The sequence below is a fragment of the Flavobacterium orientale genome, assembly GCF_014638005.1.
GTDB lineage: Bacteria > Bacteroidota > Bacteroidia > Flavobacteriales > Flavobacteriaceae > Flavobacterium > Flavobacterium orientale.
Window position 1 is genome coordinate 12,642 of sequence record NZ_BMFG01000015.1, and the last position, 24,879, is coordinate 37,520.

Here is a 24,879-nt window from a genome sequence, read left to right on the forward strand (position 1 = left end):
GATTTTCTATTTTAAATTCTTACTTTTAAATCAAAATTTTTATACATGACGTTAAGTTTCTGGGAGTATAAAAACTGGTTCTCCAATGTTGATTTCACCATTGTAGGAAGTGGAATTGTTGGTTTACATTGCGGATTACGACTTCGCGAACGTTTTCCGACGAGTAAAATTTTAATTTTAGAAAAAGGCGTGTTGCCTGAGGGAGCCAGCACAAAAAATGCAGGTTTTGCTTGCTTTGGCAGTATTTCAGAAATTATTGATGATTTGAATTCGCACACCGAAGAAGAAGTCATTCAGCTCATTGAAAAAAGATGGTCGGGATTGCAATTGCTTCGAAAAAGATTAGGGGATGAAGTGATTGACCTCAAACTTTTTGGAGGTTATGAGTTGTTTTTAAAAGAAGATGAAAGCAGCTATACTAACTGTTTGCAAAAAATTCCGTTTATCAATGATATTTTAAAACCCTTGTTTAAAGCCGATGTTTTTTCAAAAGAAATCGATCGATTTGGGTTTGAAGGCATTCATGAAAATTTAATTTTCAATCCGTTTGAAGGCCAAATTGACACCGGAAACATGATGCAAGCTTTGGTTAAAGCAGCGATTCAAAATGATATTCTAATCCTAAATCAACAAAAAGTTCTTGGTTTTGCTTCTTCAAATGACGAAGTTGTAATTCAAATAGAAAATTTTGAATTCAAAACAAAAAAATTGTTTTTTGCCACCAACGGTTTTGCTGAAAAACTAACTGATGGCGAAGTAAAACCGGCAAGAGCTCAAGTTTTAATTACTAAACCCATACCAAATCTCGACATCAAAGGCACGTTTCATTTGGATAAAGGTTTTTATTATTTTAGAAATTTTGGAGATCGAATTTTATTAGGCGGTGGGAGAAATTTAGATTTTGAGGGAGAAACCACCACAGAGCTTGCTCAAACAGAACAAATTCAAAACCGATTATATTCTTTATTAAGAGAAGTTATTTTGCCCAACCAACCTTTTGAAATTGAACACCGTTGGAGCGGCATTATGGGAATTGGTTCACACAAAAAACCCATCGTAAAAGAGATTTCAGAGAATGTTTATTGCGGGGTTCGTTTAGGTGGAATGGGCGTTGCCATTGGAAGTTTAGTAGGTAAAGAAATAGCAGATTTAGTATAACATTATTATGATAAAAAAAATACTTCGCTTTATTGGTAAAGCAATTTTGTGGTTTTTTGGTGTTTCGATAGTATTGGTCATCTTGTTTAAGTTTGTTCCTGTACCGTTTACTCCATTGATGTTTATTCGTTCCATTGAACAAAAAACTGCCGGAAAACCTATGGTTTTGAGTCACGATTGGGTTCCGATAGAAGAAATCTCTCCCAATTTGCAACGAGCAGTTATTGCCAGTGAAGATCAAAATTTTTTAAATCATAATGGTTTTGACTTCAAGGCTTTAGAAAAAGCAATGGAAAGTAATAAAAAAGGCAAAAGGTTAAGAGGTGGCAGTACTATTTCGCAACAAACCGCCAAGAATGTTTTTTTATGGCCGGGAAGAAGTTATATCCGCAAAGGATTTGAAGCTTATTTTACCGTTTTGATTGAGCTCATTTGGGGCAAAGAACGCATCATGGAAGTGTACCTCAACAGCATAGAAATGGGTGATGGTGTTTATGGAGCTCAAGAAGCTTCGCGAGTTTGGTATCGAAAAGATGCCAAAAACCTGACTGCACATGAGGCTGCCGGAATTGCCGCTATACTCCCAAATCCAAGGAAATTTAAAGCTACAAATTCTTCCTCGTATATCAATAGACGAAAAAGTCATATTGTTAGGCAAATGGGGTATTTGGGGAAAATTGAATATTAAAGTATGAAACGCTGTCAGAGTTTGAAACTTTGACAGCGTTGTAGATTATTTTAGTTTTTTAACTCCCATATTAAAAAGGGTAAATGCAAAAATATCGGCTTGTTCTTCAATGGTTTTAGAAATTGGTTTTCCGGCACCATGACCGGCATTTACATCAATTCTAATCAAAACCGGATTGGTTCCTTCGTGTTTTTCTTGAAGCTCTGCTGCAAATTTAAAACTGTGAGCCGGCACTACTCTATCGTCATGATCTCCAGTTGTTACTAACGTTGCCGGATAACTAGTTCCTTTTTTAACATTGTGAACCGGTGAATATCCTTTTAAATAATCAAACATTTCTTTGCTGTCATTGGCTGTTCCGTAATCATAGGCCCACCCTGCACCAGCGGTAAACGTGTGGTAACGCAACATGTCTAAAACCCCAACAGCAGGCAACGCTACTTTCATTAAATCAGGTCTTTGTGTCATAACGGCTCCAACTAATAATCCGCCGTTTGAACCGCCACGAAGTGCCAAATAATCAGAAGAGGTGTATTTTTCTGAGATTAAATATTCTGCTGCGGCAATAAAATCATCAAAAACATTTTGTTTTTTCAGTTGTGTTCCTGCGTCATGCCATTTTTTTCCATATTCGCCACCACCTCTTAAATTGGGCACCGCATAAACTCCTCCGTTTTCCAACCAAATAATATTGGCCGTGCTGAAAGAAGGTGTTAAACTCACATTAAATCCGCCGTAACCATAGAGCATAGTTGGATTTTTTCCGTCTAATTTAATGCCTTTTTTGTGTGTGATAATCATCGGCACTTTTGTACCGTCTTTTGAGGTATAAAACACCTGTTTGCTCTCGTAGTCTTCCGGTTTGAATTCCACCTTCGGTTTTTGATATTCTTTAGAAGCTCCAGTTGTTGGATTAAAAGCATAAATGGTGTTTGGTGTCACATAATTGGTGAACGAAAAATACAAATCGGCATCTGTTTTCTTTCCACCAAAACCGCCTGCTGAACCAACTCCGGGTAACTGAATATTTCGAATTTGCTTCCCGGTGTAATCATATTGATTTACCACAGAAACGGCATCTTTCATGTAATTGGCAAAAATGAAACCTGCTCCGGTTGATGGACTTAACACATTTTCTGTTTCAGGAATAAAATCAACCCAGTTTTCAGGAGATGGATTGTTGAAATCCACAGTTACTAATTTTTTATTAGGAGCATTTAAATTAGTTACAATAAACAATTTAGAACCTTCATTATCTAAAACGTAATTGTCACTTTCAAAATTATTTACAACCGTAATGATTTTGCTGTTTGGTGCTTTTAAATCTTTGATATACAACTCATTACCTGAGGTAGAGTTGGCCGCTGTAATCACTAAATAATTACCATCTTCTGTCACTCCTGCACCAACATAACGTCTTTTTTCATTTAATCCAAATACCACTTTATCCTCACTTTGAGGTGTTCCTAATTTGTGATAATATAATTTGTGTTGATCCGTTTTAGCTGAAAGTTCGCTTCCTTTTGGTTTATCATAGCTGGAATAATAAAACCCTTCATTTTTAAGCCACCCTATTCCGCTGAATTTTACATCCAAGATGGGTTCTTCTAATTTTTCTTTAGTAAAAGCATCGATCACATGAATTTTATTCCAATCGCTTCCTGCATCTGACGTGGAATAAGCAACAATAAAACCATCTTTTGAAAACTCCAATGCGGATAAAGAAGTTGTTCCATCTTCAGAAAAAGTATTTGGATCTAAAAAAACTTCTTCTTTCCCGTCTGCATCTTTTCTATATAAAACAGATTGATTTTGAAGTCCGTTATTTTTGAAAAAATACGTAAAATCTCCTTCTTTGAAAGGAGCTGAAATTCGCTCGTAATTCCAAACTTTTTCTAAACGCTCTTTGATTTGTTTTCTGAAAGGAATTTGATCTAAATAGCCAAAAGTTACTTCGTTTTGTGCTTTTACCCAAGCGGCTGTTTCTTCAGACATGTCATCTTCGAGCCATCGGTAGGGGTCATTTATTTTTGTGTCAAAATAAACGCCTACAGTGTCCACTTTTTTGGTTTCAGGATAATTCAATACAATAGTGTTTTGAGAACTTTCTTTGTTGCATGATATCACAATCACGGAACAAAAAAGCATAAGACTTACGTTTTTCATTTGGTTCGATTTATTTTCTCAAAAATAAGAAAGAATTATGTTAGGATTTAGTTAAAAAGCGGGGTGTACTGTTTCCAATGTTTATAAATCAAAATGGCATTTAATAAAGCGATCATTAACGCCACACTTAGACCCGGTAAATCAAGAAACAAATGAAATAATAAAATGTTTAACGAAATTGGCACCAATAGAATTAAAGCAAAAGCTACCCATTTTTTTAATAGTAACATGGCTCCAATACAAATTTCAAGTACGCCAACAATTGGTAAAACATAACCGGTTTCACCTAAAGAAGTCATAAAATTGCCTGCGTTTTCTGGTAATTCGGGAAGTGGAATAAAATTTAAAAATTTGTTTAATCCGAAAACAACAAGGATTAAACCTAATAAAATTCTAACGATTAATGTAAATTTAGAGTTCATAAAATTGTTTTTTGGTTAGTTAAAGTTTTTATGTTTACCAAAATAACAAAAAATCGTCGATAATTATACCGTATAAACAAAATAATCTAAGCTATTTTATCAACAGCTTAGATTATTAACATTAGTAGTGTATTTTATCTAATTAATTACGACAGGAAAGACCACTTCAATATCGGTTGAACCGCCTGCATTTGCAATATTTCCATCAGATACACCTGCTGCATTTTTGTTTAACAAATGTCTGAGTGTAACCGTGATGTTTCCGGTTCCGGGATTAGCACCTGTTACTAACAAAAATTCAAGTCCCAACGGATTGCCTTGAGAATCAAAATCAGTATAGGTAAAGTTTCCTAAACTATTTGAAATTTGATAAAACACTTGGTGTTCTAAATCTTTTTCTTCAATTTCTTCCGTAATATCCTCTGCAGGTGATTCCAACTCGTTTAAGAATTGAATCATTCCGGAATAAGTTGTATTTACACTAAGATTTCCTGAAATTGTAAGTACGGGAGGATTTGGCCCATCACCATCTAAATCTCTTGATGTTAAAGTGATTGTTTCTCCACCACCTGTTAATGTCACAATTGCCGTTGTAATCACTTCTTCTTCAACTACCGGAGAATCGTCATTACTACACGAATTGAACATAAAAACGGATACGAAAGCTACTAGTACTACTTTTAAATTTTTCATTTTTTTGAATTTTTAATAATTAAATTTTAATTGAATTTGAATGTTTCTACCCATTTCGTCAACAAAAAAACGCTGCCTGTTTAGGTAGTCACGATAGGTTGTGTTAAACATATTTTGAACTGAAAATGCGATACTTGAATCGGCTTTTTGAAAGGTTTTAAATTTCATTTCCGAATAAAAATGGAACAATTGATACCCTTTTGGCGGTGTACTTACATCTACTTCAACCGGAACCAGTTCGCCATTTTCCACAATATTGGTGGTAAAATTAAAATCTGGATAACGACTTTGTCTGAAAACGGATTCTGATTGAATTTCTAAAATCAACTGATTCCACTCCGGTTTTTTGAATTGAATGGTAGTTGAAATAGTAAGTGGCGGCATGTCAATCAGAGGTTGGTTAGCGTCAACATCTTGACCCTTTACATAAGCTGCCGAAAAACGATGCAACCAATTTTTGTTGATGTTCCATTGGCTGTTAAAATCAATTCCAACTAATCTGGCGTCTGTTTGTTGAAATTCCCAAACCGGAAAAGCTCCACGAATTGTGGTTTCAAATCCGATTGGTTTTAAAAACATGTAATTGGTAATTTGATGTACATACGGATTAATCTCTATTGAAAAATCAGTCCATTTTTTCACCAACGACGAAGAAAACTTTAAAGACGTTTCCTTTTTCAAACGCAAATCACCTAATTCCACTTGACCGGATGAATGATGCAAACCATCGCTAAAAAACTCTGACGGATTTGGATTTCTGTTGGACAAACTGAGGTTGTTGAACCATTTCCAGTCAGTGCCAAAATCATATCGCAAACCCATGCTACCGGAAATATTATGAAAAGTAAAACTGGGTTTTGTCAACCACTGATTGCCGCTTTCGCCAACAATTATTGAAGCAAAATCGGCATCATAACCTCGTTCATCCCATCTGGATTTTAGATAATATTTGGTTGCTTCGATGGTTGAAAAATCATAACGAAGTCCTGATTCCATTGTTAGTTTCTCGTTGATTTCATATGATCCTATTCCATAAAGTCCTGCATCAAAACGAACATAAGTGGGAATCAAAGGTCGAACACCTGTTTTAGGATTTGCAAAATTGTTTTGAAACATGCCGTTAACTCCGGCTTTCAACTCCAACTTTTCCCATTCCTTTTTATAATCCGATTGAATCGTATGCGTTGCCAATTCCAAATCCAAAGCCGCTTTGTTGCTGTTGTCACCTCTTCGCAAATCAAACTCTTCTCTATGATTGAATTGCAAGGCATAAAATGTTGAAATGGAACTCGACTCATCCAATTTTTGGTTGTAATTGAGTTTCAAAACATGATGTTGAACGGCTTGTTTCGGACTTTTTATAGCATACGTAAAATCATCAATTACATAAGGTTGTTGGTTTTGAATGGAATTGTATAAATCCGTCACGTTTCCAATATGAGCTGCACTCAAAATCCCGATTTCGGCATTATAAAAACTATAAAAAGCCGAAAGTTCATAGTTGTTTTTGGAATAAGAAAGCGTTCCTGAAAAATTCAATTCTCTGTTTCCCGTATTGGATAAAACATAATTCGGTGCTTCTCTATCGCCAAAATATTTGTAGGTGGCCAATGCATTCCATCGCCAACCTTCTTGGTTTCCTTTATACAAACTTGTACTTATTGCTCCACCTCTTCCGTTGGAAACGCCACTTATAATTGTTTTTCCAAACAAGGTGTCTTTTGCAAGAATCAATGGTTCAATAACCACCAAACCGCCAACGGCATCGCCACCATATTGTAAACCTGAAGCTCCTTTAATCACTGAAATTCTTCCGGCTGCATTGATGTCAAAATTTGGTGCATGTTCCGTTCCCCATTGTTGGTCTTCCAAACGAACTTGATTCGAAATTACCGGAACACGGCTGCTATGCAAACCATTGATAATTGGTTTAACAATAGTGCTCCCGGTTTTTAACAGCGAAACCCCTGAAACTTCTTTAAGAGCATCGGCTAGCGATTGTGTACTCGCTCGTTCTATCGCTTCTTTTTTAACTTGATGTGAAGTCGATGTTTTTGAAGTTTTATCCAACTCTTGTTTCACAGTCACTTCATTTAAAGTGGTGGCCAAAGGCTTAAGTTGCACATTCAAAAAAACATCTGATGTTAACGAAATCAAAGTGTCTTTGGTAGCATAGCCTATATAGGAAATGAAAACCCGGAGCTCGCCTTTTGGCAAACCCTTCAATTCAAATTCACCAATAGGATCACTGGCAACACTGATGTACTTTGTATGTATGTGACTTCCGGTTAATGGTTGATTGTTTTCATTGGTAATTTTTCCACTGATTGTGTATTGTGAAAAACCTGAAAAACCAAACCATAACAAGAAGAAAAGGATAATGAGATATCGCATTTTCTAGTTTAAAAATATAAAACACATGAAGTCATCACTATTTGAGTAGCAAATGACTGTTTTTTGTTTCTAAGATTTTAAACGGTTTGCGGTGGTCCGCGATGCGAAAAAAGGGAACCTGAAAAGGTTGATATGATTGCTTGTTCCTGAACTAAATACGGAACAGGCTGTAAAGGAAAATCAAATCGATAGGTTAAAACATCGGGTTTAACATAAAACCAAAAATGAAAATCACAAACCGAACAATCGTCTTCTGAATGTTGGTGCGAAAAACCATCGTGGGAATGATGACAGACTTCAGTTTCATCAACATAATCAGCAACTAAATGTCTGTAGGTATGCAATGACTGAAACAGTATTGTGAACAACACTGCCGACATTAAATACAGGTTTAGTATGGCTAATTTCTTTTTCATTGGGTGCAAAGGTAGGGAAAAAGATGCTTAAAGTGAATTTTTTATGAAGAGTTTACGAAGGGGAATCATATTTTGAATTAGGTTCATCTTTAATTATAGAGCATTAGCACTACATCCCAAAAACTATAAATAAATATAAAAATAGTAAACATATAAAATCATTGGTAGAATTATCAAAATATCTAACCATTTTCTTTTTAAATTTTTAATAGACTTAATTAAAATTATCATCGAAATAATCAATCCAACTATTGCAAGAGGAAAAATAAAAAGCCAACTTATAATTCTATTGATATCTCCATACTTTGGCACTAACTCCAAAACATTTATTAGAAAGTATTTTAAAATACATATTATAAAAATGCTGAATGAAACAATCGGTCTGACTATTTTTCCCATCTTAAACACTTATTGAACTATTATATTTTTCAGCTTTCGTCCAGAAAAAGTCTTCAAACTTTGCAAACAAAAATTAAAATAAAAATAACAAAAATTAAAAGTATAAAAATTCTTTGAAAGCAATAAATAAAAAAGCCCCTAAAAAGGAGCTTCTAACTATGATAATCTTATCTTAAACTAATTTATTCTCCACCAAATACTCCGCAATTTGCACCGTATTTGTTGCAGCACCTTTGCGTAAATTATCCGCCACAATCCACATATTTAAGGTGTTAGGCTGGCTTTCGTCGCGGCGAATTCTACCGACAAAAACATCGTCTTTTCCTTGAGCATAAATCGGCATTGGATAGGTTTTGGTGTCTAAATTATCTTGAACGGTAACGCCCGAAGTGTTGTGTAAAATCGAACGCACTTCATTCACATCAAAATCATTTGAAAATTCAACATTTACGGCTTCACTGTGTCCGCCAACAACAGGAATTCTGATGGCAGTTGCTGTCACGGCAATGCTTCTGTCGCCCATAATTTTTTGGGTTTCACGAACCAATTTCATTTCTTCTTTGGTGTAGCCGTTGTCTTCAAACACATCACATTGTGGGATAGCATTTCGGTGAATGGGATACGGATAAGCCATTTCGCCTTTCACGCCTGCATATTCATTTTCCAATTGTTGTACCGCTTTTACGCCCGTTCCGGTAATGGATTGATACGTGGAAACAATTACTCGTTTTACATTATATTTTTTATGTAATGGATTTAAAACCATCACCATTTGAATCGTTGAACAGTTTGGATTAGCAATGATTTTATCGTCTTTGGTTAATTCTGAAGCATTGATTTCAGGCACTACTAATTTTTTAGTAGGATCCATTCGCCAAGCGGAAGAATTGTCAATTACAGTTGTGCCGGCTTCAGCAAATTTGGGTGCCCAAGCTAATGAAGTTTCACCACCTGCAGAAAATAAGGCAATATCGGGACGCATTTCAACAGCGGTTTGCAATCCAACCACCTTATATTTATTCCCTTTGAATTCAATTTCTTTTCCAACCGACTTTTCAGAAGCAACAGGGATTAATTCCGTAATCGGAAAATTTCTTTCTGCTAAAACTTGAAGCATTACTTCGCCTACCATTCCGGTAGCACCAACAACGGCAACTCTCATACTAATTATTTAAAAGGTTAAAACTGATGCAAAAGTATAGAATAAAATGTTTCGAAAAACGACTTTAACAAAAAATAACAAATTGTTACATTTAAAACAAAACATAAAAATACCCCTTGTTTTCAGCAAGGGGTTTAGTTAGAATATATAATGTAGCGGAACGTCTATTTTTTCAACAAATCTCTGATTTCGGCTAATAATTCCTCTTGAGTTGGTCCGGCTGGAGCAGCAGGAGCTTCAACAACTGGTTTTTTCATTTTATTGTATGATTTAATAATCAAAAACATAATTAAACCAACAATAACAAGATTCACTAAAGTGTTTACCCAAGCTCCCCAACGAATGGCAACTTCTGCAACTTCAGCTACACCTTCAGAAGCAACTACGGCTTCAGTTAAAATAATTTTTTTGTCTGCAAAATCAACACCACCGGTAAAATATCCCACGAAAGGCATCACGATGTCATTAACAAATCCGTTTACAACCCCGCCAACGGCACCGGCCATAATTACAGCAACAGCAAATTCAATTACGTTGCCGGTCATGATAAAATTCTTAAACTCTTTTAACATAATTTGTATTTTTTATAAAGGTTAGAGAAACAAAGTTAAATAAAAAATATAATAATTTTAAAAATTATTCCCGATAAAATATTCTTTTTACCCGTTGCGAAATTCCGGTCAGGATTTCATAGGGAATTGTATTTAGTTTTTCGGCCATAAAATTTACGGAAGGGTTTTCGCCTAAAATGATTACTTGGTTCCCTTCAACACAAGGAATTGAGGTTACATCAACCATTAACATGTCCATGCAAACACTTCCCACAATTGTTGCTTTTTGATTGTTTATGGTTACATAGCCAATGCCGTTGCCCCAACTCCTTCTTATTCCATCTGCATAACCAATTGGGATGGTGGCTATTTTTGTTTCTTGTGTTGCCATAAATCTACGACCATAACCCACACTTTCTCCTTTTTGAATGGTTCTGATTTGAGAAATAATGGATTTTAATGTACCAACAGTTTCTAAATATTTCTGCTCTGAAGTGTCGTTAGAAATGCCATATAAACCAATTCCAAGTCGCACCATATCCATTTGGGCTTGAGGAAAATTAGAAATTCCAGAGGTATTCAATAAATGACAAATTGGTTTATAATCTAATTCTTCTATTAATCTGTTAGATAGTTTTTCAAATCTTTCAATTTGCAAAAGCCCAAACTCTTTATGTTGAAGATCATCACTCGTGGCCATATGAGACAAAATACTTTTTACTTTTACGGTTTTTGTGGATTTTAAGACTGCTATCAACTCTTCTAAATGTTCTTCTTCAAAACCCAAACGATGCATTCCTGTATCAAACTTAATATGAATAGGAAAATCTTTCAAGAATTTTTGCTTAGCAATTTTTAAAAAAGAATTGAGCCCTCGCAAGCTATAAATTTCCGGTTCCAATTGATGCTGAATAATGGCATCAAAACTGGTTGTTTCCGGATTTAAAACCATAATTGGCAATTGGATACCATTGTTTTTAAGAGCGATTCCTTCATCGGCAAAAGCAACACCAAGGTAATCTACTTTATGATATTCAAGCAGTTTTGCAATTTCAAATCCGCCATTTCCATATCCGAAGGCTTTTACCATCACCATAATTTTGGTTTCCGGTTTGAGTTTGGCTTTATAAAAATTTAAATTATGCGTTATGGCATTCAAATTAATTTCAAGAACCGTTTCATGCGTTTTTTCTTCCAACAAAGAAACAATTTCTTCAAAGTGAAAATTTCTTGCTCCTTTGATTAAAATAGTTTCATTTTCAAAGTTTAAGGTATCAAAATGCGATAAAAAATCAGCTTGTGTTTTGAAAGTGATTCCGTTTAAAAATTTGTTTTTATAATTGGAAATGGTTTCTCCAATACCAATGACTCTTCCAATTTTATTGGCAATCACCATTTGCGAAACACGCGAATACAATTCGTCATTTGCTAAACCACTCTGAAAAATATCAGATAAAATAAGCGTTTTTTTGGAATGCATTTTTTGATTTTCTAAAAAATCAAGTGCGATTTTTAGCGATTGAAAATCAGAACTATAACTATCGTCAATAAGCGTGGTGTTGTTTATTCCTTTTTTTACTTTTAAACGCATTTCAATAGGATAAAGCAACGCTATTCTGTTTTGAATGGTATCTACATCATACTTAAAATAAAATAAAACCATCACACAATGAATCACATTTTCAATAGAAGCGTCATCAGAAAATGGTATGTTTAATTTAAAACACGTATTTTGATAGGTAATGTTGAGTGTAGTTTGATTATTGGTAGTTTTATGGTGGATTAAAACATCGGCATTTTTATCGTTTTCACTCCACGAAAAAGTGTTGATTTCCGGGGATAAAAATGCATCAATGGATTTGTTTTTATTATAAATCAAAACAGAAACGTTTTGAAAAAGTTTCAATTTTTCTTTGATTTTTTGACATAAATTCTCAAAACCTTCATCGTGAGCTGAACCAATATTGGTTAAAATTCCGATGGTGGGTTGAACAATAGGTTCCAACTTTTGCATTTCATTTACCGTTGAAATACCCGCTTCAAAAATCCCGAGATTATGTTGTTCGTTTATTCCAATAACAGAAAGCGGAACACCAACTTGTGAATTGAAGCTTTTTGGACTTTTTATAATATTATAATCGGGACTTAATAAAAAATTGAGCCATTCTTTAACAATAGTTTTTCCGTTACTTCCTGTTATTCCGATTACGGGAATTGAGAATTTCTTTCTGTAAAAAATAGCAAATTGTTGTAACGCGACTAACGTGTTTTCAACTTTTAAAAAATTGACATTTTCTTTAAGCTCAATTTGCTCGGAAACTACAAAATTAGAAACGCCTTTTTCGATGAGTTCATTAATGAAAGTGTGTCCATTATTATTAGGCCCAATCAAACAAAAAAACAATGTTTGATTGTTATTCTGAAAAGATCGGCTGTCAATGGATACGTTTGAAATTATAGCATCGGAATGATTTCCGAAAAATTCAGCTTGTAGTTGAGGAATAATATCATTTAAAACAAGACTCACCGGTTACAGTTTTGGTTTGTTTTCAGCTTCACTTTTGTTTTCAGCCTGTTCACGCAACGCATGATAATAAGCGGCTCTGCTTAAAGGTTCGTATTCTTCGGTTTCGCCAAGCATGACTAATTTATTGCTGTCAGTTTTTCTAAAACTGTAGTTGGCTAAATTCCCTGTTCGGGTGCAAACCGCATGAACTTTTGTAACATATTCTGCAGTTGCCATCAAAGCCGGCATTGGTCCGAAAGGATTTCCTTTAAAATCCATGTCTAGACCGGCTACAATTACTCTGATTCCTGAATTGGCCAAATCGTTACAAATAGCAACAATTTCATCATCAAAAAATTGAGCTTCATCAATGCCAACCACATCACAACCTTGGGCTAAAATTCGAATGTTGGCTGCTGCAGGAACCGGAGTTGATCTAATTTCATTTGCGTCATGTGACACCACCATTTCGTCGTGATAGCGTGTATCTATTGTAGGTTTAAAAATTTCAACCTTTTGTTTTGCAAATTGAGCCCGACGCAATCTTCGAATGAGTTCTTCTGTTTTACCGGAAAACATAGAACCGCAAATCACCTCTATCCAACCAAATTGTTCTTTGTGATTAACCGTATTTTCAAGAAACATAATTTAAAAAATAATTAGTTGGTATAAAATTTCTTACCTTATTAATCACCGATTGCCTATGTGTATAACTTTGTGAACTTTATTCAAAAAATTATTCCATCACATGTGATATAATTGTAATTTTAAGCCGTGAACAATAGCCAATTAACCTTTGAAAAGTTAGAGCTTATGTTCCAAAAAACAAATGTATTAAAAATCCATTGCTCTATTTACTACAATACTAAAAGTTATGAAGAAAAAGTTAGAAGCCGAATTATTAAGTATTGCACATCGTGTTTTGAAACTTAAAGGAAAAGAAGATGTAATTCAATTACAGCAAGAAGCTCATAAGCTTTATGAAAAATTATCCATACTGCGTTTTTATGAAGAAAACATCAACGTGTTGCAGGAAGAACTTCCTCTTGAAAAGCTTGAAGAAAAGTTAGCCTCTTTTTCATTTACGGAAACTGAAAAAACAGTGACCTCCGTTGTTCGTTCAGTTGAAGAAGAAGTGATTGTAAACAAAGTTGAAGCAACTGAAACCACCACTTCTGAAGATGAATTATTGGCCGTTATTGAAGCGGTTAAAGAGGATAAATTGGCAGCTGAGGCTTCTAAAGAAGAAACAGAAACTGAGGTAGAAGTTGAGACAATTGAAGAAGAAATTGAAGAAGAGGAAGAAGTCATAAAAAGTGATTCTATTTTCAGTCCAAGTTTTGAATTAAGTATGGATGAGGAAGAAGAGGAAGAGATTAAATCCGAAATCGCCAAACCTGAGTTCAAGCAAACCTCCTTAGAAGATTTTTTACATGAAAACTACAAAGAGCCTGACTTTGTTAAACGCGATGTTATTTCTGAAGAAGTTTCAAAGAGTTCAGAAATTGTTTTTGAAAAAACAGAAAACGAATCTGTAACAGAAACTAAAATTGAAATTACTCAAAAAGAAGTTTTTGCAACCAAAACAGAAACCAAATCGATGTCGTTAAATGACACCTTATTAAAAGGAATCAACATCGGATTAAACGACAGAATTGCTTTTGTAAAACATTTGTTTGCCGGAAGCAACGAAGATTTTAATCGTGTGATTTCGCAATTAAACACTTTTGATACTTTTGAAGAAGCCCAAAATTTTGTAGAAGACATGGTAAAGCCAGACTACAACAACTGGGAAGGAAAAGAAGATTACGGCGTTCGTTTTATGAATTTGGTTGAAAAGAAGTTTGCATAAGAGTCAATTTTTCTACTCATATGACAATTATATAAAAAATAAAATTCATGAGACTTTTTGAAAGACTACTGCCTTTGTTAGTTTTCATTTTCTTTATTTTAACTATTGTTTTGTTCATTTTAGGGACTAAAAATGTTTCTGGCAGTAATAATATGATCTCTGCATTAGTTTTTATTTTGGGACTTATCATTCCATTATTTGCTTTTGTCATTGGTTATATTTTAAAATTTTTTAAAATACCTCTATACAAAACTGTATACTGGGTATTATTTTTTCTATACTTCATCTGTTTTTTATTGATTTTGAATAGAGTATTAAACCCAATTTAGAAAAGAATCTCATTCAACCTTTATTTGAAATTGAATCAAAATTGTATGATTTTTATTTTTCAATTATAATTAAGTTAAAATGATTTCCATTTCTCATAAATGATTCACTAGTTTTAAAAATATGTCAAAATTATACATTGTTCCCACACCCATCGGCAACCTGGAAGACATGACTTTTAGAGCCATTAAAGTGCTCAAAGAAGTAGATTGCATCTTAGCCGAAGACACTCGAAACAGCGGAAAATTATTGAAACATTTCGAGATTGGAACACATATGCAAAGTCACCACATGCATAACGAACATAAAACTGTGGAAGGTTTAATCAAACGTTTACAAGCCGGCGAAACCATTGCGTTGATTTCCGATGCCGGAACTCCTGCGATTTCCGATCCCGGATTTTTGCTTACAAGAGCTTGTGTTGAAAATAATATTGAAGTAGAATGTTTGCCCGGAGCAACCGCTTTTGTTCCCGCTTTAGTGAACAGTGGTTTGCCAAACGATAAATTTGTATTTGAAGGTTTTTTACCCGATAAAAAAGGAAGACAAACTCGTTTTTTAGCCTTAATCGAAGAAGTCAGAACGATGATTTTTTACGTTTCTCCACACAAATTAAACAAAACCTTAGCCGAATTTGTACAGTATTTTGGGGCAGAAAGACAAGTTTCCGTTTCCAGAGAATTATCAAAATTGCACGAAGAAACCGTTCGCGGAACAGCATCCGAGGTTTTAAAACATTTTGAAGCTAAACCCGCTAAAGGAGAAATTGTGGTAGTGGTTGGCGGAAAATCATTAAAATAAAATGTTGCAAAAATGTTTCATTATGGCTTATTTTTAGTGTTAATGAAACAATAAAGTTACATTAGTAAATTAAATAAGCTTTTTATTTCTTTTTGTTGTGTTGAAGGAATTAATGCTTTTTCGGCAAATTCATCCCATTTTAAAATCGCTTCACGACATTCTTCAATAATTTGAATTGGCTTTTTGATGTTGACGTTTTTCGCAAGAGACAAAACATCATTCAACTCAATATTTTCCTTTTTTCCATTAATCGTCATTTGATGAGCTTTCAACCAAAAATTAGAAGGATTGAAGGCAAATGTGACATCATAAGCCGGTGAAAGCGACCATTTCCCATCTGAGTTCATCAAAAAAGAAATGTTTTTAGTATGGTCATCTTGATTTCTCGCCATCACGTTAAAAATCATTCTTCTAAATAATTCTTCCATGTCAGGATAAGGCAATTGCATTTGTCGCATTACCATCAAGGCCTGTTCATACGAATAGGATCCCGGCATATTATAATCAAAATGAGCCAAACCACACAAGGTTTGCATGTGCATTTTTTGATTGTTAACGCGATCAAAACGCTTCGTCATAAAATGGGCTCGCTGATTTTCTATTTTCAATTCGCTTTCCATCATAGTAATTCCCGCAGCAGTTGCCATCAAATAATAAGCATATTCAATATTTCCATATCCTTTTGGATCACCCAATTGATGATTGGTCACGCCATCAAATTTTATCAACCAATAATCAAAACCTTCCAAACCATCAATTTGACCGGAGCGAACTTCACCTGTTTTTTGATTGTAGGCAATGATGGCTTTGGCACGGGCTCCACCGGCAGAACTTCCCACTTGAAGAATGTCTGAAAAACCGCTTTCCGATTGCAAATTGGCTTTAAACGAAGCTCTTTCGGCTAGAACTTCTTTCGCAAATTCAACCAATGCTTCAATTGCCAATGTGTTGGATGGAATGGGTTGTAAACCGGATTCGGGCTCAAATTCTAAAGCTCCCATACCGCGTTTGCCAATGTAACAAAGGCGATCAACCGGATTAAAACTTTGTGACGAACGGCCTTGTTGAGCCAACCAAGCATCAATCACTTGATTTCCGAATTTGTCCGGTAAGCTGTCTGCTAACAAACCTGGCAAACCTTTAAACGTTTCAAAATTTAAAAAAGGAAATGAAAAAACCCGTCGACCCTTTATAGCTTCGGATAAAGGAAGTGTAATCGGAGATAAATCTAATCCTGAATTGACGAAACTTTTATCAAATTCAAAAACACCCACGTTCTTTGATTCGTCCCAAAGAACCGCACCTACTTTTTGATTCCAGATTTTTATAGAAGCAATCGTATTCATATCTATTTGGATGGAGAGGCTTTTTTACGGTATTTTGAACGTTCTTCCATCACTTGAAGCGGACTAATTTCCGGTTCTTCGTTGAGATGATTGAGCAAATCCAATTTTCCTAATGCTCGCATGACTTGAACCATAGTGAGCAAATTAATGGCTTTACCGGACTCCATACGGCTGATGGTAATTCGGCTCAAACCACACTGTTCGGCAAGTTCTTCCTGCGAAATATTTTTATTAAGACGCATTTGCTTGAAACTGGAACAAAGCGTTTGAACCACAACAGCATCTGTCATGGCATACCAATTTTTATTGTAGCTATTTTGATACATTATAACCAATTTTAATCATTAATGAAACAAATATTATACAAATATACAAAATTATTATGATTTTTTAACCATTTAAAAAAATAGTATCTTTGAAAGAAAAAATCAAAATGACACATCAAGTTTCTACAAAGTGGCTAGGAGGATTGGCCTTTGAAGCTACCAACCCGGGAGGAAATTTCAGAATTGATGGCGATATAGAAATCGGCGGAACTGATAACGGACTTCGGCCAAAAGCGTTAATGCTTGATGCTTTGGCCGGTTGCTCTGGAATAGATGTGGCTTCTTTACTGACTAAAATGAAAGTCTCAGTTGATTCGTTTCATATAGACGTTGAAGGTGACTTAACTGAGGAACATCCTAAATATTATCATACCGTTCGTATGGTTTATCATTTTTACGGCATTGATTTAGATAAAGAAAAATTACAAAAAATTGTCAATTTATCCATTGAAAAATATTGTGGTGTAATGGAAATGTTTCGTAAATTTGCTCAAGTGGATGTAAAAATTGAATTTCATTCCACACTATAAGCCATTCAAAATTAATACACTATGCGTTGGACTCTCAAACCCAAGCCGGATTCTCAATTGGTTTCCCAGTTAGCTAATCAATTAAATGTCTCTACACTAATTGCCACACTTTTAATTCAAAGAGGCATTACAACTTATGAAGATGCCCGACAGTTTTTTAGACCCAATTTAGAAGATTTACACGATCCGTATCTAATGAAAGACATGGATAAAGCTGTTAATCGAATTGAAAAAGCCATTGCAAATCAAGAAAACATTTTGGTTTTTGGAGATTATGATGTAGATGGAACCACTGCTGTTTCATTAGTTTCTTCTTATTTGAGAAGCTTTTACCCAAACGTTGCCACATACATTCCAGATAGATATGATGAAGGATATGGCATTTCTTTAAAAGGTATCGATTTTGCTGAAGACAATTCCATGTCGTTAATAATAGCTTTAGATTGTGGAATAAAATCCGTTGATAAAATTGCATATGCCAACGCTAAAAAAATTGATTTTATCATTTGTGACCACCATAGACCCGGAGATGAATTGCCTGAAGCAGTTGCGGTTTTGGATCCCAAAAGAAGTGATTGCAATTATCCCTATGATGAATTATGCGGTTGCGGAGTGGGTTTCAAATTGATTCAAGCTTTAGCTCAAAACAGAAATCAAACCATTGACGATTTATTACCATACTTAGACTTGGTTGCCACAGCAATTGGAGCAGATATTGTCCCCATTACAGGCGAAAATCGGATTTTCGCAAAATTTGGATTAGATGTAATCAACACCAGTCCAAGACCCGGAATTCAAGCCCTTATTCAAAATTTAAAGAAAAAGAAATTAACCATAACCGATGTGGTTTTTATAATTGCACCCAGAATTAACGCCGCCGGAAGAATTAAACATGGTAATTATGCCGTTCAATTACTAACCGAATTTGATTTAGAGCAAGCCTCAACATTTGCCGCAGAAATTGAAACTTTTAATATAGACAGAAAAGATTTAGACAAACAAATTACAAAAGAAGCTTTACTTCAAATTGAAAAAAATCAAGAGCAAAAAAATTTCACAACTGTTGTTTATCAAGAAGATTGGCACAAAGGCGTAATTGGAATTGTAGCATCTCGATTGACAGAAACCTACTATCGTCCAACTTTAGTATTTACAAAAAGTGGCGACAAATTGGCTGCATCCGCTCGATCCGTAAAAGATTTTGATGTTTACAATGCCTTGGAAGCTTGTTCAGAACATTTGGAACAATTTGGCGGACATATGTATGCAGCCGGAATGACGTTAAAAGAAGAAAATTATTTAAAATTTAAAGAAGCGTTTGAAAAAGTAGTTCAGGAAACGATTCATCCCGATTTATTAATTCCTGAAATTTTGATTGACTCTGAAATGGATTTGACAGAAATCAGCCCTAAATTAATTCGCCTTTTGAATCAATTTGAACCTTTTGGGCCGCAAAACATGACTCCAGTATTTTTGTCACAAAAAGTAAACGATACAGGCTATGGAAAAACAATAGGACAGAATGATGAACACCTCAAGTTATTTGTCAAACAAAGAAATTCAGAAGGATTTGGAGTAATTGGTTTTGGATTAGGTGACAAATTAAATTTAACCAAAAATAAAAACCTTTTCGATATTGCCTATTGTATAGATGAAAACGAATTTAACGGAAATATATCGATTCAATTGAGAGCAAAAGACATTCGCTAGTTTTTGAATTCTATCAACTCAAATTTTTCACCATCAAAAACACCATAAGTAAAATAACCAATCCAATCGCCTAGGTTAATGTAGGTGGAATTTTCTCCGACTTTCAATTGCATTGGTAAATGGCGATGTCCGAAAATAAAATAATTATAATGTTTAAAAGTAAGTTTTCGTTTGGCATATTGCACGAGCCATTCGTTTTCTTCACCTAAAAATTTGACATCTTCATCGCCTGAAATTAATTTGTTTTTTAAAGAAAGATATTGAGCTAATTTCACCCCAATATCAGGATGCAACCATCGAAACAACCATTTTGAAAACGGATTAGTAAACACTTTTTTCATTCGTTTGTACCCTTTGTCGCCCGGACCTTTTCCATCACCATGACCAATTAAAAATGTTTTCCCGTTAAATGTATATTCTTGATTATCATGAAAAACAGGGATATTTAATTCTTTTTCAAAATAATTATTCATCCATAAATCGTGATTTCCCACAAAAAAATAAATTGGAATACCGCTATCACGAAGTTCTGCCAATTTACCAAGAACACGTACAAACCCTTTTGGCACAACTGTTTTGTACTCAAACCAAAAGTCAAATAAATCCCCTAATAAAAACAAAGCAGTTGCATCTTGCTTAATTTCATCAAGCCAAGCCACAAACTTTTGTTCTCTCGAGAAACTTAATTCAGCAGTTGGAGCACCAAAATGTTGATCAGAAGCGAAATATATTTTTGTTTGCAAAACCAATTATTTTTAGTCAAATATATTAAAAAAGATATGTTTCAAACTTGATTTTTATCAAAGAATTAGGCCTTTTTACGTTTAAAAATAACATTTTAAAGATATTATGTGAATTTCATCGGTTTTTTGTGGTTTTTAACTCTTAAAGATTAGTTAACATAGTAATTTTTTTTACTTTAGTTGGCCAATAATTACAACAACTAAACTTTCATTTTATGAAAAAAATTACGCTTTTACTAGTAGCGGTTTTTTGTACCCTTTCTGGACATTCTCAGATTGAAGGGTTTGAAGGAGCTACTTTTCCGCCAACAGGTTGGTTAGTAACCGATAACGGTGTAGGCACTGTTAACTCTTGGGAACGAACCAACAACGTTACTACCCCTCCAACAGTTTATGAAGGTACATTTTCTGCTTTTATGACTCGTGAAAACATTGGGATAGGTAATACCTCAGAAGATTGGTTAATTACAAATCAACAAGCTGTTCCGGCAAATGGACAGCTAAAGTTTTTTACACGATCAACTTTAGCAGGAAACCAAGGTACCTTGTATCAAATTAGAGTTTCAACAAGTGCCAATCAAGCCGATTTAGGAGCTTACACAGTAGTACAACAATTTACTGAAAATGAATTGTCAGCTGTCTTTAACATTTATGAAGAAAAAATTGTAGATTTAAATGCATTTGCTGCAGGTCAACAAGTTTACATTGCCTTTGTAATGGTGTTTACGCAACCTACAACTGCTTTAGGTGGTGACCGTTGGTTAATCGATAATGTAGCTCTAGTAGAGCAATGTATTGACCCAATAAACCCTACTGCTTCCAACTTTTCTTTAACCGGTGCAACTCTTTCTTGGGGAAACCCTGGCGGTGCAACGCAGTTTGAAGTAGAGGTTGTTCAAGTGCCAAATGCTCCAACAGGATCTGGTATTTTAACAAATAGTAATCCGGTAACAACAGAAGCTTTAGGATTAACACTTCAACAATCTACGCAGTATGAGTATTATGTTAGAGCTGTTTGTTCATCAACTAATACTAGTTTATGGGTAGGCCCATTTACTTTCTCCACTGCAACGCCAGGACAAACTTGTGAAGCACCGGCTATTATACCTTCTATACCGTACATTACTACTGATAATACCAGTAATTATGGCGATGAATATGGTGGTACTGCAGGAGCAGGTTGTGGATCAGGAAATCCTTATTTAAATGGTAATGATGTATTTTATACTTTTACAGCAACAAGCAATGTGCCTGTTACAATAACAATGAGTCCAACCAGTGCTTGGTCAGGTTTATTTGTTTATAACAGTTGTGCAAATGTGGGGGTAAGTTGTATTGCCGGAGTTGCAAACTCTAGTACAAACCCAAGGGTAATTATTTTACCGGTTGTTCAAGGACAAACCTATATAATAGCAATTTCAACTTGGGCAACAGGTGCTCCAACACAGAGCACTGGATACACCTTAACAATTGTTGAAAATACGTGTACAAACTTTGCAGCCACATACAGCGTTTTACCTGATTGTGCTAATGGCAACCAGTTTTTTGCAGTAGCAAACGTAACCAACATGGGAACAGCTACATCAATTGTTGGTACATCAAGCGAAGGTGGTGCAACGCAATCTGTAACTGAGCCAGGAACTATGCAATTTGGTCCTTATCCAAACGGCACAAGTGTTACTTTGAATTTACAAAATGCAACAGACCCTAACTGTTTTTCTAACAGTTCCATTTTAACTCAAGGATTTTGTCCTGCAACAAATAATTTATGCTCAGGAGCTATCCCGGTAGAATGTGGTGATACACAGTCTCAAACTACTGTTGGAGCAACAACAGCTGGAGCTCCCACATTTACTTGTGGAACAGGTCCGGGCTCAGGAGGACTTTGGTATTCATATGTAGGAACAGGAGATGTAGTAACCATGTCTTTATGTGGTTCTGCTTATGACACAAAGCTTCAAGTATTTACAGGTGATTGTGGCACATTTACTTGTGTTGCCGGAAATGACAATTCTTGTGGCAATCAGTCCGAAGTACAATTCATTTCTACATTAGGGACTGTATATTATGTATATGTTTTTGGTTTTGGTACCGCTCAAGGTATTTTCAATTTAACTATAAACTGTGTGCCTCCGCCGCCAGCACCTGCAAATGACAATTGTGATACAGCTACTGTTGCAACTGTTAACACTGATGCAACTTGTACTATACTAACACCAGGAACAATTAATGGTGCTACGCAATCACCACAAGCTAATACTTGTGTTGGAACAGCTAACGACGATGTATGGTTCCAATTTGTTGCAACGCAATCTATACATACAATTTCTTTATTAAATATTGCAGGTTCTGCACCTAACTTGAATCATGCTTTATTTACTTCAACAGATCTAACTGACCCTTGTTCTAATCTTACCTTAGTATATTGTAGTGACCCTAACGATAGTTATGCTACTGGTTTAGTAGCTGGACAAACCTATTTCATTAGAGTTTATAGTTCAGGAGCTTTAATTTTACAGAATACTACATTCAACTTGTGTGTTAGTGTACCACCACCACCACCAGTAAATGACGAATGTTTGACTGCAATTGAAGTGCCCGTTAATCCTAATACAGGATGTACCTTGTCAACTCCTGGTACAGTTACTAGTGCAACGCAATCCCCACAAGCAAATGGATGTCCTGGAGTTGCCAATGATGACGTTTGGTTTTCTTTCGTAGCAACCTCTGCATCTCATACAGTTGATTTGATTAACGTTGTAGGTTCTACAACCAACTTAAATCATGGTTTATATACAGGAACATGTGATGCGTTAACTCAAGTATATTGTAGTGACCCCAACTCAAGTATTGCTAACAATTTAGTTATTGGTCAAACCTATTATGTAAGAGTTTATTCTGCAGGTTCTGTTTTAGGAACAGTGGTAAACTTTAACATTTGTATCGGAACAATAGGACCACCGGTTTCTGTAAGCACAACTTTGTATACAGTTCCGGAGTTAGTTACTGATATATTATTAAACTCAACTTGTGCGAACGTTTCTAACATTACATGGTCAACAGGAACTAACTTTGGATCTACCAATGGTATTGGTTATTTCCAAGAAAATGGTTCCGGTTTCCCTTTTGAGGATGGAATTGTTTTAATTTCTGGTGATGCAACTAGAGTACCTGGTCCCAATACAACTTCTTTAAGTGATGGAAATGCTGCTTGGGTAGGCGATGCTGACCTAGATGCTATTATACTTGCAGCAACAGGTCAACCTATGAACTCGAGAAATGCTACAAAAATCGAATTTGACTTTGTACCATTATCACCAGTTTTCAAATTTGACTTTATTTTTGCCTCGGAAGAATATGGAACTTTTCAATGTAGTTTCTCAGATGCCTTTGCTTTCATTTTAACCAATGTAACAACAGGTGTTTCAACAAACTTAGCAGTGGTGCCCGGAACAACAACACCAATATCAGTAGTAACGGTAAGAAATAATTTATTCAATACCGGTTGTCCTTCTGTAAATCCAGAGTTCTTCGGTGCTTTCTATGGTGGTGCAAATGGTCAAAACGTTTTAGCAGCTCCTATCGACTTTAACGGAGTTACAGTCCCTATGACTGCCATTACAACTGTGACTCCAAATCAACAATATAAAATTAAAATCGTTGTTGCTGACCGTTCAGATAACATCCTAGATTCTGCAGTTTTCTTGAATGGAGGAAGTTTTGATATTGGTGATTTAGATTTAGGTCTTGATTTCCTTGTTGATGAAGGAAATGCGGTTTGTCCTAATGATTTTGTTATTATCGACACCCAATTACCAGCAGATGAGTTTGAATTTATTTGGTATTTGGACGGTGTAATAATTCCTAATGAAATCGGACCAACACTTACAGCAACAGTACCGGGTGTTTATTCTGTTGATGCAACCCTTAATAATTCAAGTTGTGCTGTGTCTGATTCAATTATTGTTGAATTCTATGAAGGTATCGATCCGGGTGAACCCGAAGATTTATCTATTTGTAGTGCTGCTCAATTTGGCGTATTTGATTTAACCGAAAATGAAGATTTATTATTAGCACCACTAGGTCCTGATTATACTTTTGCCTATTTCTTAACTCAAGAGGATGCAGATAATAACGAAGGTGCAATTATAAATCCTACAGAATACACTAATGTAACTAATCCTCAAACTATTTATGTTAGAATTATGCCTAATACAGGTGATTGTTATAACACAAGTTCATTTGAATTAATTTTACAAGATCTTACTCCTCAATTCACAATCACTGAAAACCAAAGTATTTGTGAAGGTGAAACAGCTGTTATTGAAGTAACACCATTGAATTTTAATCTATCAGATTCAGTAACATTCACTTGGACATTAAATGGAAATCCATTTCCTGGTGACACTAGCTCAATAGTAGTAAGTGAAGCCGGTGTTTATGAGGTAATAGTTGCGTTTGTAGGTTGTTCTAGTAACGGGTCTTCAACACTTTCTGTGTTCAACTTCCCAACATTAGACCCAGTAATTAATGTAACCGCCTGTGATTCTTACGCACTACCTACGATATTACTTGGTAATTATTTCACTGGTCCTGGTGGCACAGGTCTATTGTTAAACGCAGGAGATTTGATAACCACTACACAAACCATTTATATTTACACCACTAATGGTCCTTGTGCTACAGAGG

Annotated in this window: 19 protein-coding genes; 7 read left to right on the plus strand and 12 right to left on the minus strand. The window is 35.1% G+C overall.

Features of this window, described 5'->3' with window-relative positions; translation table 11 throughout:
* Positions 1-45: 45 nt before the first annotated feature.
* Both IEV15_RS13925 and mtgA read left to right on the plus strand, forming a co-directional pair.
* Positions 46-1,158, plus strand: coding sequence for an NAD(P)/FAD-dependent oxidoreductase (locus IEV15_RS13925; RefSeq protein ID WP_188363150.1), 1,113 nt, complete (start codon positions 46-48; stop codon positions 1,156-1,158).
* A 7-nt stretch (positions 1,159-1,165) separates the two neighbouring features.
* Positions 1,166-1,846, plus strand: coding sequence for a monofunctional biosynthetic peptidoglycan transglycosylase (mtgA, locus tag IEV15_RS13930; protein WP_188363151.1), 681 nt, complete (start codon positions 1,166-1,168; stop codon positions 1,844-1,846).
* Between the two features lie 45 nt (positions 1,847-1,891).
* On the opposite strand, the gene IEV15_RS13935 is transcribed toward mtgA, so the two are convergent.
* The 9 genes from IEV15_RS13935 to IEV15_RS13975 form a co-directional block, all read right to left on the minus strand.
* Positions 1,892-4,012 carry a prolyl oligopeptidase family serine peptidase gene (locus IEV15_RS13935; protein WP_188363152.1) on the minus strand — a complete coding sequence of 707 codons (2,121 nt, stop codon included), beginning with the start codon at positions 4,010-4,012 and terminating at the stop codon, positions 1,892-1,894.
* A gap of 47 nt (positions 4,013-4,059) precedes the next feature.
* Positions 4,060-4,434 carry a DoxX family membrane protein gene (locus IEV15_RS13940; RefSeq protein ID WP_188363153.1) on the minus strand — a complete coding sequence of 125 codons (375 nt, stop codon included), beginning with the start codon at positions 4,432-4,434 and terminating at the stop codon, positions 4,060-4,062.
* Between the two features lie 138 nt (positions 4,435-4,572).
* Positions 4,573-5,127 (minus strand): type 1 periplasmic binding fold superfamily protein, encoded by a 555-nt coding sequence (locus IEV15_RS13945; RefSeq protein WP_188363154.1) that lies wholly within the window; start codon positions 5,125-5,127, stop codon positions 4,573-4,575.
* Positions 5,128-5,139: 12 nt separating this feature from the next.
* The gene (locus tag IEV15_RS13950; protein ID WP_188363155.1) at positions 5,140-7,521 is read right to left on the minus strand and encodes a TonB-dependent receptor; all 2,382 of its coding nucleotides are present in this window, start codon (positions 7,519-7,521) and stop codon (positions 5,140-5,142) included.
* Between the two features lie 77 nt (positions 7,522-7,598).
* Positions 7,599-7,937, minus strand: a complete 339-nt coding sequence (locus IEV15_RS13955) for a hypothetical protein (protein ID WP_188363156.1) — start codon at positions 7,935-7,937, stop codon at positions 7,599-7,601.
* Positions 7,938-8,508: 571 nt separating this feature from the next.
* Complete coding sequence (locus IEV15_RS13960; RefSeq protein ID WP_188363157.1) at positions 8,509-9,498, minus strand: aspartate-semialdehyde dehydrogenase; 990 nt, start codon at positions 9,496-9,498, stop codon at positions 8,509-8,511.
* A gap of 164 nt (positions 9,499-9,662) precedes the next feature.
* Positions 9,663-10,070: a large conductance mechanosensitive channel protein MscL gene (gene mscL / locus IEV15_RS13965; RefSeq protein ID WP_188363158.1), complete on the minus strand. Its 408-nt coding sequence runs from the start codon at positions 10,068-10,070 to the stop codon at positions 9,663-9,665.
* 64 nt (positions 10,071-10,134) lie between these two features.
* A complete protein-coding gene (locus IEV15_RS13970; RefSeq protein WP_188363159.1) occupies positions 10,135-12,576 on the minus strand; it encodes a bifunctional UDP-N-acetylmuramoyl-tripeptide:D-alanyl-D-alanine ligase/alanine racemase in 2,442 nt (813 codons plus the stop codon).
* Between the two features lie 3 nt (positions 12,577-12,579).
* Positions 12,580-13,200: a thymidine kinase gene (locus IEV15_RS13975; RefSeq protein WP_188363160.1), complete on the minus strand. Its 621-nt coding sequence runs from the start codon at positions 13,198-13,200 to the stop codon at positions 12,580-12,582.
* Between the two features lie 229 nt (positions 13,201-13,429).
* Here IEV15_RS13975 and IEV15_RS13980 point away from each other — a divergent pair, with 229 nt between their 5' ends.
* Together IEV15_RS13980 and rsmI are read left to right on the plus strand one after the other, a co-directional pair.
* Positions 13,430-14,407, plus strand: coding sequence for a DUF8457 domain-containing protein (locus IEV15_RS13980; RefSeq protein ID WP_188363161.1), 978 nt, complete (start codon positions 13,430-13,432; stop codon positions 14,405-14,407).
* 450 nt (positions 14,408-14,857) lie between these two features.
* The gene (gene rsmI / locus IEV15_RS13985; RefSeq protein ID WP_188363162.1) at positions 14,858-15,535 is read left to right on the plus strand and encodes a 16S rRNA (cytidine(1402)-2'-O)-methyltransferase; all 678 of its coding nucleotides are present in this window, start codon (positions 14,858-14,860) and stop codon (positions 15,533-15,535) included.
* 56 nt (positions 15,536-15,591) lie between these two features.
* Here rsmI and IEV15_RS13990 read toward each other — a convergent pair whose 3' ends face one another.
* Both IEV15_RS13990 and IEV15_RS13995 read right to left on the minus strand, forming a co-directional pair.
* On the minus strand, positions 15,592-16,881 hold the full coding sequence (locus tag IEV15_RS13990; protein ID WP_188363163.1) for a type II toxin-antitoxin system HipA family toxin: 1,290 nt from the start codon (positions 16,879-16,881) through the stop codon (positions 15,592-15,594).
* 2 nt (positions 16,882-16,883) lie between these two features.
* Complete coding sequence (locus IEV15_RS13995; protein ID WP_188363164.1) at positions 16,884-17,207, minus strand: helix-turn-helix domain-containing protein; 324 nt, start codon at positions 17,205-17,207, stop codon at positions 16,884-16,886.
* Positions 17,208-17,296: 89 nt separating this feature from the next.
* Here IEV15_RS13995 and IEV15_RS14000 point away from each other — a divergent pair, with 89 nt between their 5' ends.
* The gene (locus IEV15_RS14000) at positions 17,297-17,737 is read left to right on the plus strand and encodes an OsmC family protein (RefSeq protein WP_373282173.1); all 441 of its coding nucleotides are present in this window, start codon (positions 17,297-17,299) and stop codon (positions 17,735-17,737) included.
* 21 nt (positions 17,738-17,758) lie between these two features.
* Complete coding sequence (gene recJ / locus IEV15_RS14005) at positions 17,759-19,447, plus strand: single-stranded-DNA-specific exonuclease RecJ (RefSeq protein ID WP_188363165.1); 1,689 nt, start codon at positions 17,759-17,761, stop codon at positions 19,445-19,447.
* On the opposite strand, the gene IEV15_RS14010 is transcribed toward recJ, so the two are convergent.
* Positions 19,444-20,190 carry a UDP-2,3-diacylglucosamine diphosphatase gene (locus IEV15_RS14010; RefSeq protein ID WP_373282174.1) on the minus strand — a complete coding sequence of 249 codons (747 nt, stop codon included), beginning with the start codon at positions 20,188-20,190 and terminating at the stop codon, positions 19,444-19,446. The two genes, recJ and IEV15_RS14010, sit on opposite strands and share 4 nt — an antisense overlap.
* Positions 20,191-20,405: 215 nt before the next feature.
* Between IEV15_RS14010 and IEV15_RS14015 the strand changes: the two genes are divergently transcribed.
* A partial coding sequence (locus tag IEV15_RS14015) for a choice-of-anchor L domain-containing protein (protein ID WP_188363167.1) occupies positions 20,406-24,879 on the plus strand: 4,474 nt, incomplete at its 3' end.

Excerpts from the sequence above, each read along its gene's own strand:
- IEV15_RS13990 (WP_188363163.1), bottom strand. The coding sequence starts at position 16,881 with ATGAATACGATTGCTTCTATAAAAATCTGGAATCAAAAAGTAGGTGCG.
- IEV15_RS13925 (WP_188363150.1), top strand. The coding sequence starts at position 46 with ATGACGTTAAGTTTCTGGGAGTATAAAAACTGGTTCTCCAATGTTGAT.
- IEV15_RS13960 (WP_188363157.1), bottom strand. The coding sequence starts at position 9,498 with ATGAGAGTTGCCGTTGTTGGTGCTACCGGAATGGTAGGCGAAGTAATG.
- rsmI (WP_188363162.1), top strand. The coding sequence starts at position 14,858 with ATGTCAAAATTATACATTGTTCCCACACCCATCGGCAACCTGGAAGAC.
- IEV15_RS13940 (WP_188363153.1), bottom strand. The coding sequence starts at position 4,434 with ATGAACTCTAAATTTACATTAATCGTTAGAATTTTATTAGGTTTAATC.
- IEV15_RS13995 (WP_188363164.1), bottom strand. The coding sequence starts at position 17,207 with ATGTATCAAAATAGCTACAATAAAAATTGGTATGCCATGACAGATGCT.
- mscL (WP_188363158.1), bottom strand. The coding sequence starts at position 10,070 with ATGTTAAAAGAGTTTAAGAATTTTATCATGACCGGCAACGTAATTGAA.
- recJ (WP_188363165.1), top strand. The coding sequence starts at position 17,759 with ATGCGTTGGACTCTCAAACCCAAGCCGGATTCTCAATTGGTTTCCCAG.
- IEV15_RS13950 (WP_188363155.1), bottom strand. The coding sequence starts at position 7,521 with ATGCGATATCTCATTATCCTTTTCTTCTTGTTATGGTTTGGTTTTTCA.
- mtgA (WP_188363151.1), top strand. The coding sequence starts at position 1,166 with ATGATAAAAAAAATACTTCGCTTTATTGGTAAAGCAATTTTGTGGTTT.
- IEV15_RS13975 (WP_188363160.1), bottom strand. The coding sequence starts at position 13,200 with ATGTTTCTTGAAAATACGGTTAATCACAAAGAACAATTTGGTTGGATA.
- IEV15_RS13945 (WP_188363154.1), bottom strand. The coding sequence starts at position 5,127 with ATGAAAAATTTAAAAGTAGTACTAGTAGCTTTCGTATCCGTTTTTATG.
- IEV15_RS13935 (WP_188363152.1), bottom strand. The coding sequence starts at position 4,012 with ATGAAAAACGTAAGTCTTATGCTTTTTTGTTCCGTGATTGTGATATCA.
- IEV15_RS13955 (WP_188363156.1), bottom strand. The coding sequence starts at position 7,937 with ATGAAAAAGAAATTAGCCATACTAAACCTGTATTTAATGTCGGCAGTG.
- IEV15_RS13980 (WP_188363161.1), top strand. The coding sequence starts at position 13,430 with ATGAAGAAAAAGTTAGAAGCCGAATTATTAAGTATTGCACATCGTGTT.